The sequence below is a fragment of the Paenibacillus glycanilyticus genome (genome assembly GCF_051200795.1).
In the GTDB taxonomy this organism is placed as follows: Bacteria; Bacillota; Bacilli; order Paenibacillales; family Paenibacillaceae; genus Pristimantibacillus; species Pristimantibacillus glycanilyticus.
This window is the reverse complement of sequence record NZ_CP195155.1, coordinates 5,004,350-5,024,884: the sequence shown is the minus strand read 5'-3', so window position 1 is coordinate 5,024,884 and position 20,535 is coordinate 5,004,350. Positions and strand designations below refer to the sequence as shown.

The 20,535-nt window shown below is 53.9% G+C and carries 14 protein-coding genes; 13 read left to right on the top strand and 1 reads right to left on the bottom strand.

Features of this window, described 5'->3' with window-relative positions:
- The first annotated feature begins 11 nt into the window (after positions 1-11).
- From ACR9FF_RS22755 to ACR9FF_RS22695, 13 genes are all read left to right on the top strand, one after another.
- Entirely contained in the window at positions 12-1,010 is a 999-nt protein-coding gene (locus ACR9FF_RS22755) for a carbohydrate ABC transporter permease (protein WP_435165081.1), read from the top strand.
- Positions 1,007-1,930: a carbohydrate ABC transporter permease gene (locus ACR9FF_RS22750; protein ID WP_127492896.1), complete on the top strand. Its 924-nt coding sequence runs from the start codon at positions 1,007-1,009 to the stop codon at positions 1,928-1,930. Before ACR9FF_RS22755 ends, ACR9FF_RS22750 begins: the two co-directional genes overlap by 4 nt.
- A gap of 93 nt (positions 1,931-2,023) precedes the next feature.
- Positions 2,024-3,484 (top strand): extracellular solute-binding protein, encoded by a 1,461-nt coding sequence (locus ACR9FF_RS22745; RefSeq protein ID WP_435165078.1) that lies wholly within the window; start codon positions 2,024-2,026, stop codon positions 3,482-3,484.
- Between the two features lie 277 nt (positions 3,485-3,761).
- On the top strand, positions 3,762-6,761 hold the full coding sequence (locus tag ACR9FF_RS22740) for an alpha-mannosidase (protein WP_435165075.1): 3,000 nt from the start codon (positions 3,762-3,764) through the stop codon (positions 6,759-6,761).
- A gap of 94 nt (positions 6,762-6,855) precedes the next feature.
- Positions 6,856-9,036: a hypothetical protein gene (locus ACR9FF_RS22735; protein WP_435165072.1), complete on the top strand. Its 2,181-nt coding sequence runs from the start codon at positions 6,856-6,858 to the stop codon at positions 9,034-9,036.
- Positions 9,037-9,066: 30 nt separating this feature from the next.
- The gene (locus ACR9FF_RS22730) at positions 9,067-11,076 is read left to right on the top strand and encodes a GxGYxYP domain-containing protein (protein ID WP_435165069.1); all 2,010 of its coding nucleotides are present in this window, start codon (positions 9,067-9,069) and stop codon (positions 11,074-11,076) included.
- A 219-nt stretch (positions 11,077-11,295) separates the two neighbouring features.
- Entirely contained in the window at positions 11,296-13,002 is a 1,707-nt protein-coding gene (locus ACR9FF_RS22725; protein WP_435165066.1) for a sensor histidine kinase, read from the top strand.
- A gap of 2 nt (positions 13,003-13,004) precedes the next feature.
- Entirely contained in the window at positions 13,005-14,609 is a 1,605-nt protein-coding gene (locus ACR9FF_RS22720; RefSeq protein ID WP_435165063.1) for a response regulator transcription factor, read from the top strand.
- A 101-nt stretch (positions 14,610-14,710) separates the two neighbouring features.
- The gene (locus ACR9FF_RS22715; protein WP_116394297.1) at positions 14,711-15,691 is read left to right on the top strand and encodes an ABC transporter permease; all 981 of its coding nucleotides are present in this window, start codon (positions 14,711-14,713) and stop codon (positions 15,689-15,691) included.
- Between the two features lie 11 nt (positions 15,692-15,702).
- A complete protein-coding gene (locus ACR9FF_RS22710; RefSeq protein ID WP_201008746.1) occupies positions 15,703-16,638 on the top strand; it encodes a carbohydrate ABC transporter permease in 936 nt (311 codons plus the stop codon).
- 102 nt (positions 16,639-16,740) lie between these two features.
- The gene (locus tag ACR9FF_RS22705; protein WP_435165058.1) at positions 16,741-18,288 is read left to right on the top strand and encodes an ABC transporter substrate-binding protein; all 1,548 of its coding nucleotides are present in this window, start codon (positions 16,741-16,743) and stop codon (positions 18,286-18,288) included.
- Between the two features lie 191 nt (positions 18,289-18,479).
- Complete coding sequence (locus ACR9FF_RS22700; protein ID WP_435172189.1) at positions 18,480-19,028, top strand: TetR/AcrR family transcriptional regulator; 549 nt, start codon at positions 18,480-18,482, stop codon at positions 19,026-19,028.
- An 18-nt stretch (positions 19,029-19,046) separates the two neighbouring features.
- Complete coding sequence (locus ACR9FF_RS22695) at positions 19,047-19,472, top strand: SRPBCC family protein (RefSeq protein ID WP_435165055.1); 426 nt, start codon at positions 19,047-19,049, stop codon at positions 19,470-19,472.
- A 43-nt stretch (positions 19,473-19,515) separates the two neighbouring features.
- On the opposite strand, the gene ACR9FF_RS22690 is transcribed toward ACR9FF_RS22695, so the two are convergent.
- Complete coding sequence (locus tag ACR9FF_RS22690) at positions 19,516-20,433, bottom strand: AraC family transcriptional regulator N-terminal domain-containing protein (RefSeq protein WP_435165052.1); 918 nt, start codon at positions 20,431-20,433, stop codon at positions 19,516-19,518.
- Positions 20,434-20,535: the final 102 nt, after the last annotated feature.

Below are 20,535 nucleotides of genomic sequence, written 5' to 3'. Positions count from 1 at the left end.
GGAAGATGATTATGAACGACAGGAAAGTTGTAAAAACCGCATCTTTGCATCTGCCAGTCCAAAACGCATCAACAAAGTCCTCTCTCAAAAAGTTTGCGGTCAGACACAAAGATGCATTAATCGCGACGGCCATCTTGAGTCCAATGATACTGTGGTGGCTTGTCTTGTCGGGGTTCCCGACGCTATTTGGCTTTTTCCTTGGATTTTTTGACTGGATCGGCATTGCGGCTAATCCGAAGTTTGTCTGGTTTGACAACTATGTTCGATTTTTCCACGATCCGCTTTACTACGAAGCCTTATGGAGATCGATCTGGCTTGGGGGACTTGTTACCGCGATTACCCTGATTGCCGGCTTTGGAGCAGCTCTGCTAATGAATATGCCGCTGTTCGGTAAAGGAATCTACCGGTCCATCTGGTACATTCCGGCGGTTACGTCAACGGTTGCGACTACGCAGATTTTTAATCTCCTTCTCGATACCAACAATGGCGTTATTAATAACTTTCTGAAATCAATCGGCAAGGAACCCATCGTATGGCAATATTCCGTTTTCTGGGGCGTGTTCTGGATCGTTGTCTACTCCGTATGGAAGGGCGTAGGGGGCGCGGCGCTGATCTGGCTGGCGGGCTTGCAGTCCGTTGACGTCTCCTTGTACGAAGCGGCGGAAATCGACGGAGCGGGACGCTGGGGCAAGCTTTGGAACGTGACACTGCCAGGCTTGAAGCCGATTGCAACCTACATTGTCATTACAAGCTTGATTGGCGCGATTCAGATTTACGAGCAGGTGCTGTTCATGACGGGCGGCGGTCCTTACGGGAAAACGGAAGTGCTTGTATTCCGCATCTACCGCGACGCGTTCTGGGATTTCAACCTCGGCATGGCGGGAGCATCCTCGCTTATTATGGCGGTTATCGTCTTTTTGGTTACCATCGCTTATTACCGCTGGTCGACGAATTCGGACAGAAGCACAACGATTAAGATCAAAGGGGTTAAAGGAGGTCCGAAAGCATGAAAGATTCCTTATCCAAAAAGCTGGCGTTTCAACTGAAGCCTGGCAATCTGTTTGCCCATCTGGTTTTGCTGGGTATCGGACTTGTCCTGTTATACCCTTTGGTCTTTATGATCCTGGCCGGCTTCTTCACGAAAGACGAGTTTACAAGCTCCATTATCGGGTTGTTACCGATTGCCAAAGCGCCAACCCTTCAGAACTTTTTAGTTCTGTTCTACGGCTCTGCCGATGCAGGCATACAGAAATATTTCATTAATTCCGGCTACCGCACGATTTACAACACCTTCTGGGCTCTTCTGACTTCTTTGCTGGCCGGGTACGTGTTCGCAAGGCTGCGTTTCAAAGGGAAGGATCAGCTGTTCCTTGTCCTGCTGGGGACGCAAATGATTCCGGGAACGATTGCCCTCATTCCGACTTATCTGGAATTTGCGCGCTTTCCATTTGCCGGGGGCAACCATATTTTCACCGGGGGCTCCGGGATTCTCGACACGTGGTGGGTGTACTTCATCGGCGGACCAAGCTTGAATATTATGGGGGCATTCCTCGTTAAGCAGTCCATTGAGAAAATACCGTTTGAGCTCGATGAAGCGGCAAAAGTGGACGGTGCGGGCACCATGCGCATTATCTTCCAAATCATGCTGCCGCTGCAGCTGCCGATTATGGCGTTTATCGCGATTACGACTGCGCTGGCTACCTGGAATGACTTTGCCACGCCGTTCTTCTATACCTCTTCGGATAAGCTGCAGACGCTGCCTGCCGCGATAACAAGACTGTCCTCGGCTGCCGCGAGCCCGGGAGCTATTCCGAACTGGCCGCTTATTATTACGCTTGGTCTAGGCATGACGATTCCCGCGCTGCTTATTTTCTTCTTCTTTCAGAAGTACATCGTGCAGGGTCTCGCCAATACAGGCATAAAAGGTTAAGGGAAAATATTTGTTATAACATATTGAATATAACAAATAGTCATGATATATTAATGCCAAGAAGTCAGTTATCCTAATCTGGAGGGGTTCCATGTGAAAAGTACAAAGATCACATCCTTGCTTGTAACTGCACTATTAACGGTTTCATTATCAGCTTGCGGCGGTAACAATAACGGCAATAATTCGGCAGCTACCAACTCGCCGCAAAATTCGGCTACACCGGCTGAATCCGCCTCTGCTTCACCGTCTCCGTCGGAAAGCACAGACACGGGAACGGGCAATCCGGTAACGATTACGGTTCTGAACGAAGGAGCCGTGGGGATCGGGGTTGGCAAGCTGGACGATCTGTTCGCGCCGAAAGAGAAGGAATTGAAAGGGAAAGGCATTGACGTTACTTATACGCCGGGCAACCCGGTAGCGGCATTCCCGCTTCATTACCAGAAAATTATCGCAGGCAAACTGCATGAGAAAAATATTAGCGTGAAAACCGAAGACTGGGGCTGGGGCGAGCCGCTGATCCAGAAAGAGACAGCAGGCTTCCTCGCTAAAAACGTTCCGGATATTATCGTAGGCGAAACGCAAATGCCTGGCTTCGCGCAGCAAGGGCTGCTCGAGCCGTTCCCGGACGATATGGCTGCGGATATCCGCGCAAATGTATCGCCTGCGGCATGGAAGCCAATGGAGTACGACGGCAAAATTTACGGTCTTGCTTCGCAGCCTGGCGTAAGCAGCCTGTATTGGAATAAGAAGCTGGTGAAAGAAGCCGGCATCGACCCGGAGAAGCCGATTACTTCCTGGCAAGAGCTGGCTGACAATGCGAAGAAAGTAACGGAAGCGGGCAAAGGCAAGTTCTATGGCGGCGGCGTTTACGCGGGTCCTAACTTCGGCGGATACCTGCGCTACGGCGCGCTGATCGGAATTAACGGCGGTTCTTATGCCGATGCGAACGGCCAGCCGACCTTCAACTCCGATGCAAACGTAGAGACGGTTAATTTGCTCCGCGAGCTGAATGCGGATCATCCGGCTGGACTGATGGTCAACAATACGGAAGGCACGTATTTCGATGCATGGAACAAAGGCCAGATTGCTTATCTGATCGACGGTCCTTGGCAAGTACAGCAGTGTAAAGACAATAAGCTGGAATGCGGCATGTCGCCAATTCCTCTGTCGCCTAACGGAGCGGCTGCTAACGTAACGATTGGCGCGGCTTTCCACTCGGTACCGAAGGACGCGAAGAACAAAGACGCGGCATTCGAGTATATCAAAGCGATGTACAGCAAGGAAATTCAGCAGCTGATTGCGGACTCCAACGTTCGTTCCCCGATTCTGAAGGAAATCGCTGAGGCACCTGATTACCAGCAAAAGCATCCGGAGATGTACCTGCATTACCAAGCGATGAACGGCAATGTCCAAGGTCTTCCTACCTTTGCGAAAGACAACTCCAAGGTATGGCAAGTATGGGGCGACGCAGTGGTGAAATCGCTGATGACCAAAGGCGACGTAAAAGCCATTCTGGACGACGCCCAAAAGAAAGCCGAACAAATCACCAAATAAAAATCTAAAAAGAGGACTTTCTTAACACGTCCTGTACGGCCCGAAGTGTTGATAACGTGGCTGAGCTCTAGGAGGAGAAGGTGTATGCTCTGGAGGAGCGTAAGCGTTCGCCTTTGCCTGAGGGAAATTTCATATAACAAATCTAATTCGATTTTTCCCTCAGGCAACAGCGGCCGGAAGAGGATACCCTTTTCCCCTAGTGCTAATAGCCAGTTAATCCAATCCTTCCGGCCACAGGACTGTTAATCAGTCCTCTTTTTTTCACAGGAGTGACTTTATGCCATACGAAACGAAACGAATCAAGCTGCAGAAAGCGAAGGATCTCCTTCCGCGCATACGCGAAGCGATCTACCAACCCGTCTCCGCGCTGAAAGTAACCGCCTGGGTAACGAAGGAGCCGGTGCCTTACGAGGAGCGGACCTCCGGAGAGCTTGTCGAGCTTACGCCCGGCGCGAAATGGGGCAACCTGTGGGATTGCGCCTGGTTCCGGTTTGAAGGGATTGTACCTGAAGCCGTTAGCGGGAAAAAAGCCGTCATGCTGATTGACGTCAACGGTGAGTTATGCCTCGTTGATAAAGAAGGCTCGCCAATGCAGGGGCTGACCAATATCAACTCCGAATTTGATTTCAGCCTTGGCCTGCCGGGCAAACGCGTCGTTGATCTTGGTTATGAAGCCGCTGGCCAGCAGATTGATCTGTGGGCGGATGCCGGCTGTAACGACCTATTCGGCAGATACCGCAGCGGCACGTTGAAGGAAGCCGATATCGCGATCTGTTACGAGGAAATCCGGCAGTTGTATTACGATTACGAGGTGCTTATCGAGCTTGCCGAGCATACGCCGGAGAACGGTGCGAGAAGAGAACGCTTGATTCAAAGTCTCTATGACGCGGCTCATAAGCTGCAAGTGATTGATGAAGAGACTGCTCGGCAGGCGAGAGAAATTCTGGCCAAGGAGCTTGCCAAAAAAGGCGGGGATCCCGTTGTGACGGTCAGCGCAATCGGCCATGCGCATATCGACCTTGCGTGGCTGTGGCCAATCCGCGAGACGATCCGGAAAGGCGCACGCACCTTCTCTACCGTGCTTACGAACATGGAGAAATATCCGGATTACGTATTTGGCGCAAGCCAGCCGCAGCTCTATCAATGGATGAAGGAGTATTATCCGAAGCTGTACGACCGGATTAAGGAGCGTATTCAGGAAGGGCGCTGGGAAGTACAAGGCGCGATGTGGGTTGAGCCGGATACGAATATTTCCGGCGGCGAAGCATTGGTTCGCCAGATCCTGTACGGCAAACGGTTCTTCCAGCAGGAATTCGGCCAGGAGATGAAGGTGCTGTGGCTGCCGGACGTATTTGGCTATGCGGCTAGCTTGCCTCAGCTGCTCAGAAAGTCGGGCGTCGATTATATGATGACCCAGAAACTGTCGTGGAACGTGTACAACACGCATCCGCATCACAGCTTTGAATGGGAGGGTATTGACGGAAGCAAGGTGCTGGCGCATCTTCCGCCGGAGGATACGTACAACAGCCCGGGCGCGCCAAGATCGCTCGCCAAGATTGAGAACAGCTATCTCGACCGCAACGTATCCGAGCATGCCTTGATGCTGTTCGGGATCGGCGACGGCGGCGGGGGACCGGGCGAGGAGCATCTGGAACGGCTGTCGCGCGAACATAATCTTCTTGGACTGCCGCCGGTTGTTCAAGAGTCTTCCTTGTCTTTCTTCCATAAGCTTGAGGAGGAGAGAGCGCGCTTCCAGACGTACCGCGGAGAGCTGTACCTGGAGAAGCATCAAGGTACGCTGACCTCGCAGGCCCGGAACAAATGGTATAACCGCAAGATGGAGAAATCGCTCCGCGAGCTTGAATTTGCGGCCTCCCTATTGCTCGCAATGGGTGAGAATGCGTACCCGTCCGAGGAGCTTGAAGGGATCTGGAAGGAAACGCTGCTCTATCAGTTCCATGATATTTTGCCGGGCTCTTCGATTACTCGCGTCTTTGAAGAATCGCTGGAGCGTTATGCCGCGATGCATGGCCGCACGCAGGAGCTAATTGCGCAAACCTATGCCAGAGTGGCGGAGCTCGCGGGAGCCCGTGAAGGTCAGGCGGTTGTCTTTAACTCTTTGCCGTGGGAACGCGAAGAGGTTGTAGAGCATAAGGGCAGCCGTTACGCCGTGAAAGTGCCGGCAATGGGCTTTGCGTCTCTTGCGGAGGCGGAGCTTCGCCAAGAGCAGACGGAGCAATCCGGGCTTCGCGCAGGCGAGCAGCTTCTTGAGAACAAGAATCTGCGCATTCGCTTTGGACAGGACGGAAGCATCGAGTCGTTGTACGACAAAGCAGCAGGCCGGGAAGCGATTATGCCGGGCCAGAAGGCCAACGTGCTGACCGTGTATCACGACAGAGGCGATGCCTGGGATTTCCCTCGGGATTACCGGGAGACGGTGGCTGGCCTCATGAAGCTGGAAGAAAGCTCCTTCTCGGTTGAGCAAGGCCAAGCGGTGCTGGAGCAGCATTATCGGTTCGGCGAATCCACGCTGGTACAGCGGATTGTGCTGGATGAAGAAGCAACCACCGTAAGATTTGAATCCAAGGCGGATTGGAAGGAATCGGAGAAGATGCTTCGCGTCTCCTTCCCGGTTCAGGTCATGTCCGACCATGTGAACTGCGAGATTCAATTTGGTTATTTGAAGCGTCCGACAACAAGGAACACGATGATCGAATTTGTCCGCGATGAAATATGCGCGCATCAATATATCGACCTGTCGCAGCCGGACTACGGCGTAGCTCTGCTCAGCGACAGCAAATACGGCTACAGCGCGGAACGGAACGTGCTGGACATTAATTTGCTCCGCAGTCCAAGCTATCCGGATCCGGTGGCAGACCGCGCGGAACATCAATTCGTCTATGCGGTTTATCCGCACCGCGGAGATTTTATCCAGGCAGAGGTGTACCGCAAAGGGTATGAGCTGAATACGCCGCTGACGGTTGCCGAGCCTTCTCAAGCTTCTTCGGCAGCAGGACGCACGGCTTCCTTTGCCTCTCTTGTTCAAGTGAATCATCCGCATGTCATGATTGAAGCGGTGAAAAAAGCCGAGGATTCGGATGATCTCATTATCCGTCTGTACGAGGTGTCCGGAACGTTTGCCGAAACATCGGTTGGTTTCGGTATTCCGGTCTCGCTCGTCGAGGAAGTGGATCTGATGGAAAATACGATCGGAGAGGGTGGGGCGAAGCTGTCGTTCCAACCATTCGAGATCAAGTCGCTTCGCGTGAAGCTCTAGTCATGGTTAGGTCAATCAGGAGGGAAGGCGTAACGGCTCCCTCCTGTTTTATTTTCGGCTAATAGGCGAATGGATAGAGGAGGATGTTGCAGTCATGATCAGAAAGAATAGGCAGGAAGAGTTAACGGGCTTTCAGGAGGGTGGACCCTATCATCCGTCCTATGATTTGCAGACAGACTTCGTTATGGTCTATGGCATCCAAGGGGATTTTCAGGAACGGATCCGGACATGGAAGGAAAAAGGCTATGTGGTTCATCTCATGACGGGCGTATCCTGGGGCGGTTATCAGGACTATCTGAACGGTAAAGTCGACGGCCGGACGCATTGGGACGAAGCGCAGAAAAACCGAAAATACGAAAATATCATTCACGGCACCTCCGAGGATATTCCTTATATGGTACCTACAATTGCTTACGCCGATTTTCTGACCGAACGGATCCGAATCGCCGTAGACGCCGGCGTAGAGGCGATTCATTTGGAGGAGCCGGAATTCTGGGTGGAGGGCGGTTATTCGGATGCGTTCAAGCGCGAATGGGAGATCTATTACCGCGAGCCTTGGCAGGCTCCGCATGCTTCTGTAGATGCGCAGTACCGCGCTTCGAAGCTGAAGGCTTACCTATATACCCGCACGCTTGACCGGATTTGCAGTACCCTCAAGGAATATGCGATGCAGAAGTACGGCCGCCGGATTCGCTTTTACGTGCCGACGCATAGCCTGATCAACTATACGCAATGGCGGATCGTCAGCCCGGAATCCAAGCTGCTTGAGCTGCCGGGTGTGGACGGCTATATCGCGCAGGTATGGACGGGTACGGCGCAAACGCCAAATGTGTACAACGGCGTCCGCAAGGAGCGCACGTTTGAGACGGCCTATCTGGAATACGGCATTATGCAGGAGCTTGTCAGAGGCACCGACCGCAGAATGTGGTTCCTGCATGACCCGATTGCCGACGACCCGAAGCATACGTGGAAGGACTACCGCAGCAATTATATCCGCACGCTGGTCGCGTCCCTGCTGCATCCGCATGTAAGCCGTTACGAGGTATGCCCTTGGCCGAGAAGAATTTATCAAGGGCAATACCCAAGAGAAGGCGGGAACGGCAAGGAAAGAATTCCGGCCGCTTACGCAACGGAGCTGCAAACGGTGTTAAACGTGCTCGGCACCATGGATGGGCTCGATGCGGAATGGCTGACGGACAGCCTGCAGGTAGGTCTGCTGCTCGCCGATTCGGCGATGTATCAGCGTAATCACCCGGATTGGAGCGAAGAAGCTACTTCCTTCAAATACGATGGCACGGAGGTTGCTTCGGCGCTTGGCAGCGAGTTTATGGAGCTGCTGGACTGGTCACCGTTTTATGGCCTTGCGCTGCCGCTCCTCAAGCATGGCGCAGCCGTCCGTCCGGTTCAGCTCGACAATGCGGGAAGATTCCCGGGGTATCTGGACGATTACCGCGTCCTGGTGCTCAGCTATGAATATATGAAGCCGGAATCGTCCGGACTGCACAATGCGCTGGCGGAATGGGTGAAGGAAGGCGGCACGTTGGTCTACGTCGGAGACGGCAGCGACGACTTCCATACCGTCCGCGAATGGTGGAATCAGGGCAGCAAGAGGTTCGCTTCGCCAATGGAGCATCTATTCGCCAGTCTGGGCTTGGAAACGTCGCTGGCTCCGGGAGAATATGCCGTGGGCAAAGGCTGCCTGGCCTACCTGCCTCTGCATCCGTCGCAATGCGCGATCCTGCCTGAAGCGGGCGAGCAGCTGAGACAGACGGTAGCCTCTGCTATTGCAACAGCAGAGAGCTCTCTTCGCTGGGAGAAAAAGAACGGCATGGCGCTGTGCAGAGGCCCTTACATTATTGCAGCCGTGCTGGATGAGTCCGTGAGCGAAGAGCCTTATAAAATCTACGGCAAGCTGGTCGATCTGCTGGACGCGAACCTTCCCGTTGTGGATGAGGTTACGGTTAACGAAGGCGAGCAAGCGCTGCTCTATGACCTGAGCAAAGCGGGAGGCGGCGTACAGCTGATCGCGGCAGCTTCCCGTATCGACCGTATAGAAGAGAGTGATGACGGTTTTAGCTTTAAGGCTTACGGACCTGAAGGCATTCAGGCTGCCGCCAGATTCCAATGCCCGCGCAAGCCTAAAACCGTAGCTTTTAGCGCGACAGGGACCTCCATTCGGATGCCGCTGGCGTTCAAGTGGGACGAAGGCAGCTCGACGGTGCTTTTCCGTTACGAGAATGACCCGGCCGGCGTGTCGGTAAAGGTGATTTGGTAACGGGCTATTTTCAAGGGGGAGGAAAATCGAGTGAAGGGCAAAGGTAAAATCATTAGCATTTCCCTGGCGGTTATCCTCGTCGCTGCCGTATCCTCGTATCTGGCATGGCCGGAGAAGAAGGAAGGGGTCAGCTGGCCAAGCAAGCAGGCTTTGCCGACTTTTCAGGCCCCGGCCGAAACACTTGATCTCATCTATACGACAGACAGCTATTACTATCAGGCCGAGAACGAAGCGTTTGGGCATGACACGGGCAAAGCGGACGGAGACGGCTGGTTGGCGGAAGCGGGAAGCGACGCTGCCGGCAAGGCGATGTTGGACGTAACGGGACGCAAGGAAATACCGGCGGGAGAAATAAAGGCCGCGTTTAATATGCAGGTCGACAATTTTGCCGATGAGGATGGCGTTGTCGCCACGCTTGAGGTTCGGGACCAGACGGCGGATGCCGTTCTTGCCTCGATGGAAGTCCGCAACTGGGATTTCCGGCTGCCGAATGCGTCGCAAAGCTTTGAGCTTTCTTATAACGCGCCGGGAGAAGGGCATGAGCTGGAGTTCAAGGTGTTATGGACCGGCAAATCCACGCTGAAGCTGTTTGATGTTGGCGTGTTCTGGCCGCTCCGCAAAGACGAGAACTTATTGTTCACCTCTTTGAAGGGTGTCGTGAATCAGACGAAGCCTCGCATTTATTCGTATACGGACAATGTCCGGGGCTCTACCGGTACCGCCCTGCTGGATGACTTGGGGCTGAAATATGCCGAGGTGAAGGATAACTGGGAGCTGCTGAACAAATACCGGTCCGAGCTGAAGGGGCTCATCGTCTACGATGATCAGCAGCCGGATACGATTAATCTGGCAACTACGATTGCGGGATTAAAAAACGCCATTGTCGCTTCGCCATCCCTCGTGGATAAGCTGACAGGCGCGCCGTATAATCTGCCAATCCTGGAGGACCTGCGCGGTAAATTCAGCTCCAAGCTGGAGGTCTACGGTTATTTGTATGACCACTATTGGAAGCAGACGACGCATAAAGCGATTGTTGGCCTGGACCCGGGCATCCAATCCTATCTTCGCGACTATGCAATGGGAATGGACGCCGCGGTGGTCTGGCTGAATCCGGCGGATGAGGGCGAGTCGGCGCTGTTGGATAAGTTCCTGCAGGATATGCCTTACGGGACGGGACTCTATCTCGGCTGGTGGCCGGATGAAGGGATGGGCGTCAAGAAGACGTCGGATTACGGACTGGCGACGGTTGCCAGCGATTTCTCCTCGAACCTTAGCGTGCTCAGCGGTACTTCGCGGTCGATAACGATGCCGAAGGCGCCGGTGAAGCCGAAGATCGAGAATAAAGTGTATGTCTCGTTTATATTGAGTGACGGCGACAACCTGCAGTACATGGAGCATGCCTTCTGGAACGTGTGGAATACGCCGAACCGCGGAGAGGTGCCGCTTGGCTGGACGATCTCGCCGCTGATGGTCGATACGATGCCGGGCCTGCTCGATTATTTGTACAAAAACGCTACGCCTAACGATGCTTTTGTTTCCGGTCCGTCCGGCGTGGGTTACACGTACCCGAACTTCTGGGAGAAGGAAGACGGACTCGACCGCTTTATCGAGCGTACGAACGATTACATGCAGCAAGCGGGTCTAAACGTTCTGACGGTGTGGAATTACGTGAAGGGCGAGATTAAGCCGGAGGTAGCCGAAAAGCTCGCCAAGCATGCTCCGTCGCTGCTCGGATTTACTTCGCAGTTCGGTACCGGCACGATCGGGGTTTACGGCAACTCGATGCCGGGCCAGGAGTTAAACGTGGCCTACGGCAGCGCGGAGAGCGACCTGACAAGCGGCATTGCCGACGGTGTCGAGAAATGGGACGGCAAGTCGCCATCCTTCGTCTCCATACAGGCCAACCCTTGGCAGGTCAGCTATCAGAACTTTATCAACGCTATGAATCTATACAAAGATAACGCTGACGTTGTATTTGTCCGTCCGGATGTCTACTTCCAGCTGATGAGGGAGAGCAAGGGCCTTCCGGTGACGCCTTAAAAATATCGATAGAGACAGTCAAGCATCTGTTAGACGAGATGCTTGGCTGTTTTTTTATACGGATGTTAAGGAGGATTGATGGTGAGGGGGAATAGGTCTAATGCTACCCTTGCTGAAAACGCTTTCGCTTGATAGACTGAACATATCTTTCCGGGCAGGAGGAGAGGCTTACTGAAGCTATCGATTAAGACCCAGCTGATCATCAGCTTTTTCGTCGTTATGATCCCCGGCGTGCTGTTCTTCATCGGCAATAACCTATACGCCAAAAACGTCGTCCGCGACAAGGTAACCGAGACCTACCGGAATACGCTGGATATCTTCGCCGACCATACGGACCGGACGCTGAACGACATTACGAACTATTTAAACAAGCTTGGCGTCTACGATACCGACGTCGGAGTGCTCAATTCCTTCCCTCCGGGCAGCGACAACTACGTCCTGACCAAGATTCGCATCCAGCTTAAAATCAACCGCGACATTGGCTTATACAATATGATCGACACCATTTTTCTCTTTAACTCCAACGAACTCATCCTGAGCACCAGCTCCCAGAATCAGTACGGCATCCTCAAGAACGTCTTAAATGATAACGTCCGGCGCATCGTGGACGAGAGCACGCCGGGCCGCTGGCTGCTGTGGTACGACCGGAGAATCGAGGGCGGCAATTTTCTCGTGCAGGTAAGCGAGGTCCCTGATACCGGACTGTACGTCGGCGCGATTATCCGCATGTCGGAGATTGCCAATCAGCTGTCGATCCAATGGTCGCACGGCGATATCGGAGAAGCCGCCATCTACCGCTCGGACGGCACCCGTCTAGGCGGGCAGGGAACGGACAGCCATGTGCAATTGAATCGGACAGACCTGATTCGCGAGAACGCGCCGTACCGGTTCGTGAAAGACGGGGAGACCGGCAAACGGTATCTCATGATGAACCGGCCCAGCGAGGTGGCCGATATGACAACCAGCATTCTAATTCCCGAGAGTTATATTTTGCAAGGCCTTCCCTATTTCCAATTGCTGACGTATGCGATGGCGGTTGGCGTCATCTTCATCTTCTCCCTATACCTCTTCTTCATAAGGCGCACGCTGTTCAAGCCGCTGCAGCAGCTGATCAGCGGCATGAAGAAAATTTCGCTCGGTATGCTCAACGTTCGGCTGCAGACGAACAACACGCTGGAGTTCGTCTTCCTCGCGAACACCTTCAACAATATGGCGGAGCAGATCAAGAGCCTTCGAATCGGGATGTACGAGGAGCAGCTAAAGGCTCAGAAGATCGAGCTGAAGCAGCTGCAGGCGCAGATCAACCCTCATTTCTATATGAACAGCCTGAACATCATCTATAATTTCGCGGCATTGAAGGATACCGATTCGGTGAAAAAGATGGCGCTCCATCTGGGCGATTATTTCCGCTTCATCATGCGGGCCAACCGGGAGCTGATCACTCTTGAGGAGGAGCTGAAGCATATCGCGAACTATCTCGAGATCCAGAAGTTCCGTTTCCCGCACAAGCTTGGCAGCGTATACGACATTCCGGGCTGCATGAAGGGCAGTCTGATGCCTGCCCTGTCGATCCAGCCGTTCGTGGAAAATGCAATCATCCACGGCTTCGTCAATCATCGCAAGCCTTTTGAGATCAGGATCCGCGGCGAGCTGCTCGAGGAGGAGGGGGCGTTTATGCAAATTACCGTGGAGGATAACGGCGGCGGCTTTCCCGAGGAGGTGCTGCGGCGGCTGAACGAGGGACAGGGTCTCCCTTCCGCGGATTCGAGCCGGCTCGGCATTGCCAACGTCATCCAGCGGCTCAAGCTGCGGTACGACGGTGCCGCGCGTGTCGATTTCCGAAATACAGACGAAGGCGGGGCGGCCGTCACGATCAGACTGCCGGTATCGACAGAGCCCGAGCTTCCGGAACCGAAAGGAGAATGACGATGTACAACCTGCTTGTAGTGGACGACGAGGATATAGCCATCCGCGGTATTGTCGAGGGGATCGATTGGTCATCCCTCCCCTTGGCGAATATTTTTACCGCATACGATGCCGAGGAGGCGCGGCAGGTGTTCAAGGGGCACCCCATTCACGTCCTGATCTCCGACATCGACATCCCGCAGGAGAACGGCATCACTCTGCTCGCCTGGGTCAACGAGACTTCGCCTCAAACGGAGACCATTTTCCTGACCGGCCACGCCAATTTCAATTTCGCTCAGCAGGCCGTCCAGCTCGGCAGCTTCGACTATCTGCTCAAGCCGGTCGATCATGACGTGCTGAAGAGCTGCGTGGAGAAAGCCGTCGAAGCAGTTCGCAGGCGCGAGCAGGAGGAGGCGTATCTCAAGACGTATGCCTACTATTTCGACCAGTGGAACCGCCAGCTTCCGCTGCTCGTCGAGCGCCTGTGGCAGGACGTTCTGGGACTGCGCATCCCAGCCTCGGCGGACAAGCTAGAGCCGCTGTTCGAGCTGTACGGCATTCCGCTTGATATCGGCAAGCGCGTACAGCCGCTCTTGATCAGCGTGGAGCAGTGGACGCAGGATTGGAACGCGCGCGACGAAGAAATTATGACCTACGCGCTGAAGAACGCCGCGGCGGACATTATACTGAAAGACCGCTCCGGCCATGTTATTCAAGACGCAGGCGGCATACTCTTCGCCCTCCTCTACGAGCCGTCGGGGGAAGACGAGAGTACCCTTGAGGAGCGGTGCGCGGAATATATCCGCAAATGCTCGGAATACCTGTACGCCGTCGTCTCCTGTTACATTGGCGAGGCAGCTCCCGTCGCCTCGCTGCGGTTCGGGGCTCAGAGTCTCGGCGAGCTGGAGCGCTCCAATGTCTGCCAGACCGGCCGGGTATTCCGTCTATCCGACTATAAGCGGGAGAAGAAGTCCATTACCGCCCAGCCGAATTTTCAGGAATGGTCGGCGCTCATCGAGCAGGGCAAGACATGCGAGCTGAAGCGCCACATCGAGGATTTGTTCGACCACCTCAAGTATGGCCAGGTCGACCATGCCTATATGGTCAGCTACTATTTCGGGCTTGTCCACACGGTCTTTCAGGTGCTGCAGCGGCGCTCCGTACCCGCGGAAACGGTGTATGCGGAAGAGGAGTGGCACAGCGGCGAGAACGCGATGAAGTCGCTCGGCGCGATGAAGGCATGGACGATCCAGTTTGCCGCCAAAGCATCGGACTGCCTGATTAAACAGGGAAAGGACGTGTCCAATACGATCGCCAAGGTACAGACATACATCGAGGAGAACCTGCAGCATGACCTGAACCGGGAGGAGATCGCGAGGCATGTCTATTTGAACCCCGCCTATCTGTCGCGGCTGTTCCGCAAAGAGACGGGAAAGTCGCTTACCGACTACATGGTTGATCGGCGCATGCTAAGATCCATATCCGAGCTCAAGCTGACGAACCATAAAATCAGCGATATCGCGATATCCGTTGGATATGCGAGCTTCTCCCACTTCTCCAAGCAGTTCAAGCGTTCGACGGGAATGACGCCGCAAGATTACCGCAAGAAATACCAGAATGTTCGGTAAAAATGTCACCGGAGCAATAAGGTGGTAACGACGCCGCTAGAGTGCGGTGTCTTTTTTTGTGTACGATTATAGCCATAGTCGATAGACAAGGAGGACCTAACATGGCCAATGCGGAAGCGGCTCCGCTGCAAGCGACGGGAGCCAAGACGCGGAAAGGGACGCGGAAAAGGACGCTCACCTACCTGATCCGAAACTATTGGATGTTCTATTTGATGCTGCTTCCCGGGGTGCTGCTGCTCATTTTCAACAATTACATCCCCATGCTCGGTATTGTAATCGCATTCAAGTCGGTCCGGTTCGATATCGGTATTCTGAACAGTCCCTGGGCGGGCCTTACCAACTTCAAATTTCTGTTTCAATCCAGCGATTCGTACATCATCATCCGCAACACACTGCTGTACAATTCAGCGTTCATCGTGCTTAATCTGATTTTCCCGCTGGCTTTCGCCCTTATGTTGAACGAGATGAAGAACCGTTTCCTGTCCAAGCTGCATCAGACGATCATGTTCCTGCCGTACTTCCTCTCGATGACGGTCATCGCTTACCTGGTATACGGCTTCATGAGCGATGAGCACGGCTATCTGAATGGCACGCTTCTGCCTGCCCTCGGTCTCGACTCGGTCCGCTGGTACTTCACGAAGGAGGTATGGCCGTTCGTCCTGCCGCTCATCAATACATGGAAGAGCATGGGCTACTATACGGTCGTTTATATGGCGGCGATTATCGGCATCGATGACGAATATTACGAGGCGGCGACGATCGACGGAGCCAGCAAATGGCAGCAAATGACGAGTATTACTATCCCTCTCATTATGCCGGTTATCACCATCATGACCCTGCTGCAAATCGGCCGGATATTCAACGCAGACTTCGGACTGTTCTTCCAGGTTCCGCGGGAATCCGGCACGTTGTTCCCCGTGACGAACGTCATCGACACCTACGTCTACCGTACGTTCCTCACCGTCGGCGACATCGGCCTCTCGTCTGCCGCCGGGCTTTTTCAATCCGTTGTAGGCTTCACGCTCGTCTTTCTATCCAACTGGGTCGTTCGCCGTATCAACAGCGACAACGCCTTATTCTAGGAGGGAACCGGATGGCTGCCATCTCCGACAAAAACACTGCGGGCTCGAATCCGAAAAACCGGTTGTCCGCCGCAGCTTCAAGCGGCATCAATATCTTCTTCATCCTCTATTCCGCCCTGTGCGTCATCCCGCTGCTGCTGCTGCTTTCCGTATCGTTTTCCGACGAGAAATCCGTCCTGACGCACGGCTACCGATTCATCCCGGAGAAGTTCAATCTGGCCGCCTATGCCTTCCTTTACAAGGACATCGGACAGATCGCGTATTCCTACGGAATCTCTATTACGGTTACGATCGTCGGCACGGTGCTCAGCATGCTGATCATCGCGCTTTACGCCTATCCGATATCGCGCAGCCAATTTCCGCACGCCCGATTCTTCACCTTCTTCGTCTTCTTTACGATGCTCTTCTCCGGGGGGCTTGTTCCCTGGTATCTCGTCTACGTGCAGATGCTGAATCTGAAGGATACGCTCTGGGCGCTCATTATGCCGCTTCTGGTGTCTTCCTTCTGGGTGCTGATCGTAAGGACTTTTTTCAAGGAGACCATACCCGCGGCGGTACTAGAGTCGGCGAAGATCGACGGAGCCGGCGAGCTTCGGATTTTCATCCGCATCGTTCTTCCGCTCTCCATGCCGGTACTGGCGACGGTGGCGCTCTTCCAGACGCTGACGTATTGGAACGACTGGTTTCTAAGCCTCGTCTTCATCACCAACGATCACAACATCTCGGTTCAATACCTGCTCTATAAAATGCTTGCGAATATTCAGTATCTCTCCAGCAATCCGACGGCTGCGGCCGAGATTGCCAGGGCGGGCGGCATGTTCAACTTTCCCAGCGAAACCGTGCGGATGGCCCTCGTCGTGGTTGGTATCGGCCCGATCGTGTTCGCCTACCCGTTCTTCCAGAAATATTTCGTCCGCGGCCTGACGGTTGGCGCGGTGAAGGGCTAATCCCTTTCCCGGCTATCCCGCCGGAACGATCTGCCTTGCATTTGGCTGTAACCGGTAATCCGGTTAAGCATACAAATCAACTATTGGGAGGTCTATCTCTTTATGAAGCAGACGAGAAAAACAATTTCGCTGGTTGTCCTGCCCCTGCTCGTTATCGCCCTCTTCATGTCCGCATGCAGCAAAAACCAGCCATCCGGTTCCGGCGGCAATGAAGCGTCTGCCGGCAACGCCGGAGCCAGTGCGACGGCGAATGACGGCGGGAACGCGCCAGCCGATCTCAAGCCTTACAAGCTGAAGCTGGTGTACGAAGGGCCGCCGCAGGCGGACGAGGCGATGGTGGAGGATGCTCTGAACAAAATTTTGACGGAGAAAATCAACGCCACCATCGACATCGCACCGATCGATTGGGGGGCATGGGACGACAAGGTGAACCTGATGATTGCCTCCCGCGAGCCGGTAGACATTCTATTCACGGCGCAGTGGAACGGCTATTCGAAGAATGTCGCCAAGGGTGCCTATAAGGAGCTTGGCGATCTGCTGGGCAAATACGGCCAAGGGATTGTCAGCTCGCTTGATCCATCGTTCCTCGAGGGCTCCAAAATCAACGGTAAAAACTATGGCATACCGACGAACAAGGAGCTCGCGTTCGCGGGCGGAGTCGTCTACCGCAAGGATATTGCCGATGAGCTGGGCCTTGACATGAGCACGGTGAAGACGGCAGAGGATCTGGACGCCATCTACAAGGTGGTGAAGGAAAAGAAACCGGATATGACTCCTCTCTATATGCAAGGCGGGTCGTTCGGGCAGCTGACCGAATTCGACTCCTTAGGCGACGGCACGATTCCCGGCGTCATCTCCAAGGAAGACAGCGACACGACGGTAAAGATGATGGAGGACTTCGATATTTACAAGCGTTATCTGAAGCTCGCCCGCGATTTCTTCCAGAAAGGCTATATCAATAAGGACGCCGCGACTACGCAGCTCTCGAGCGGCGACGCCTATAAGGGCGGCAACGTCTTCTCGACGATCGAGCCGCTCAAGCCCGGCAAGGCAGCGGAAATCGCCAATGCGGCCGGCATCGGAGGGAAGCTGGACCAAATCTATCTGACCGGCAAAACGGTCTCTACTTCCGAGACGGCAGGTGCCATGCTGGCGGTCTCGACGACGTCCAAGAACCCTGAGCGGGCAATGATGTTCATTAACCTGCTTCACACCGACAAGGATATCGTCAACCTGCTGAACTTCGGCATCGAAGGCGTGCATTACACGCTCAGCGGGGACGTCATGACGCCTACCGATAAATCCGGCCAATACGCCCCCGGCGTCGCTTGGGAACTCGGCAACCAGTTCCTCAATCACGTGTGGAACACCGAGGCGCCAGACAAATGGGAGCAGTTCAAGGCGTTCAACGAGGGAGCCAAGCCATCGCCGGGTCTCGGCTTTGTCTTCAACAGCGATTCCGTGAAGGCGGAGGTCGGCGCGCTCGCGAACGTCATCAAGCAGTACCAGAAGGCGCTGGAGACCGGCTCGGTCGACACCGACAAGGTCTTACCCGAATATGTCGCGGCGCTGAAATCCGCCGGTGTCGAGAAGGTCATCGCCGAGAAGCAGAAGCAGTTCGACGCCTTCCTGGCTGCGAAGGGCAAATAAGAACAGCACAAAAAGCAAAAAGCCGTTGCTCCAGCCGCCCCGGGCGGGAGGAGCAACGGCTTTTTTTGCAGCGATTGCCGGTCCAAAGGTTGACATCTCTTTCCAAAGAGACTATTCTTAAAACAAATGTTAGTGAGTACTAACATACAGATGAGTAAGGGTGAGCTTTTTTGGATAATAAGGTAAAACTCATGCAGGCCGCGATTGATTTGATGGCGGAGAAGGGTTATAAAGGCGTATCCACCAAAGAGATTGCCGCGGTGGCAGGCGTTAGCGAGATGACGTTATTCCGGAACTTCGCCAATAAGCTGAATTTGCTCGAAAAGGCCGTTGACTATTTCCATTATTCCATGGAAATGACACGGATTTTTCAAGAAGAAGTGGTATGGGATATGCGGGCAGACCTGCTGCTTGTAAGCGAAATGTATCATGAGGTGATGGAGCGCAACCGCAAGCTGTTTCTTATCGTTCTGGCGGACAATGATTTGGCCGGCATCAGGCAGAAAGCGCAGAAGCATCCCCGGATTATGCTCGAGCTTTTGATGGATTACTTTAAGGAAATGCAAAGACAAGACAAAATGATCGACACGGATGCGGAGACGCAGGCCATCACGTTTATGTGGATGAATTACGGGGCTTTTATCTCGCGGCTGTACACGGCCGAGGCGGTTACAAAGGTTACGAGAGAGAGGTTTGCGGAATCCAGCGTTGATTTGTTCGTGCGGGCTTTAAGCCGTTAAATTCGAGGAGGATGAAGAATGGGATTTTTCGAAAAAATCGTTGGTAAAACGGCCTCGGCCGGTTTTCAGATCGGGGTTCGCAGGACCTTGCCTGTTTCCCCTGAGCGAGCTTGGGCATTTCTCACCTCGGCCGAAGGCTTGAGGTTATGGATTGGCAGCGTCAAGAACTTAGAGATTGAAGCCGGCGAGACGTTTCAAAGCGCTGAAGGGATATCGGGACAATTGCGAATTGTGAAGCCTCGGCAGCAGCTGCGCCTGAAGTGGACTAAGCCCGGCTGGGAGAAGCCTTCGACCTTGCAAATCCGGCTCATCTCAAGCGGTCCGGAGAAAACAACGGTCAGCTTCCATCAGGAAAATCTGGAACATGCGGCTACGAGGGAGCAGATGAAGCTGCATTGGGAAGATGTGCTGAACGTAATGCTGCAAAAAACCGAAGCGCGATAAATGCTATTATCCCCAAAAACAACAGGGCCATGACGATTGATCGTCATGGCCCTGTTATTGCTGAAGCGCGTTGCTCTTGAATATCGAGCATCGGCGGCCGTCCGTACATCCGGGCATATTCGCGGCTGAACTGAGACGGGCTTTCGTATCCAACGCGGAAGGCGGCTTCCGAAGCATGCACCGTTTCCGCCAGCATTATGCGTCTTGCTTCCTGCAGGCGCAGCGTTTTCTGATATTGCAGCGGGCTCATCGACGTTACGCGCTTGAAATGCTTATGAAAAGCCGAAGTGCTGAGGCTTGCTTCCTTGGCCAGCTGCTCGATGACAAGCGGCTCCGCATATTGCCGGTTAATCATCCGAATCGCTTGCGCAATGTTATGTGAATGGCTGCCAACCATGGCGAAGGAGTGGATAAGCGAGCCATGCTCGCTTTGCAGCACGCGGTACAGGATCTCGCGGACAATAAGCGGTGCGAGGACCGGAATGTCCTCCGGCGTATCCAGCAGTTGAACAAGCCTGACGGCGGCTTCGAGCAAGCCCGGAGACGTGCGGTTCATTGTTATGCCCGGAGAGGCATCAACTGGTGAGGTTGAGATACGGCTGCTTTCTTTTACAATATCGAGAATGACATCGGGGTCGAAGCTCAGCTTTAAGCTTAAATACGGGACCTCGGGCGAAGCCTCCACGATTTTGCTTATAATCGGCAGTTCGGCAGCAATAACAACAAAAGTCATCGGGTCATACCGGTACGTTTCATCTCCGAGAGTAGCCGTCTTTGCCCCTTGCGCCACAAGACAAAGGGAGGGCTTATATACGGATTCAAGCGGCTCCGACAAATGGTCGGCATTCATCAATGACAGATTGGGAACAGAAGTAGGAAACGTGCCGTTTGACGGAGCATGGCGCAGGATCAAGTCCGCTAAGTGCCGCAAAGCCTGCTCCGTTCGCAAGGTTTCGTCCATGGCTTGTGAATTCCTTTCCGAAGATGGGATTTCTTTTATTTTAAAATAGAAATGCGCGAGTTTCACTATACTAAGCTTATCTTTCATCCGCGAAGAGAAATA

Excerpts from the sequence above, each read along its gene's own strand:
- ACR9FF_RS22755 (WP_435165081.1), top strand. The coding sequence starts at position 12 with ATGAACGACAGGAAAGTTGTAAAAACCGCATCTTTGCATCTGCCAGTC.
- ACR9FF_RS22750 (WP_127492896.1), top strand. The coding sequence starts at position 1,007 with ATGAAAGATTCCTTATCCAAAAAGCTGGCGTTTCAACTGAAGCCTGGC.
- ACR9FF_RS22740 (WP_435165075.1), top strand. The coding sequence starts at position 3,762 with ATGCCATACGAAACGAAACGAATCAAGCTGCAGAAAGCGAAGGATCTC.
- ACR9FF_RS22735 (WP_435165072.1), top strand. The coding sequence starts at position 6,856 with ATGATCAGAAAGAATAGGCAGGAAGAGTTAACGGGCTTTCAGGAGGGT.
- ACR9FF_RS22725 (WP_435165066.1), top strand. The coding sequence starts at position 11,296 with ATGATCCCCGGCGTGCTGTTCTTCATCGGCAATAACCTATACGCCAAA.
- ACR9FF_RS22720 (WP_435165063.1), top strand. The coding sequence starts at position 13,005 with ATGTACAACCTGCTTGTAGTGGACGACGAGGATATAGCCATCCGCGGT.
- ACR9FF_RS22715 (WP_116394297.1), top strand. The coding sequence starts at position 14,711 with ATGGCCAATGCGGAAGCGGCTCCGCTGCAAGCGACGGGAGCCAAGACG.
- ACR9FF_RS22710 (WP_201008746.1), top strand. The coding sequence starts at position 15,703 with ATGGCTGCCATCTCCGACAAAAACACTGCGGGCTCGAATCCGAAAAAC.
- ACR9FF_RS22705 (WP_435165058.1), top strand. The coding sequence starts at position 16,741 with ATGAAGCAGACGAGAAAAACAATTTCGCTGGTTGTCCTGCCCCTGCTC.
- ACR9FF_RS22700 (WP_435172189.1), top strand. The coding sequence starts at position 18,480 with ATGCAGGCCGCGATTGATTTGATGGCGGAGAAGGGTTATAAAGGCGTA.
- ACR9FF_RS22695 (WP_435165055.1), top strand. The coding sequence starts at position 19,047 with ATGGGATTTTTCGAAAAAATCGTTGGTAAAACGGCCTCGGCCGGTTTT.
- ACR9FF_RS22690 (WP_435165052.1), bottom strand. The coding sequence starts at position 20,433 with ATGGACGAAACCTTGCGAACGGAGCAGGCTTTGCGGCACTTAGCGGAC.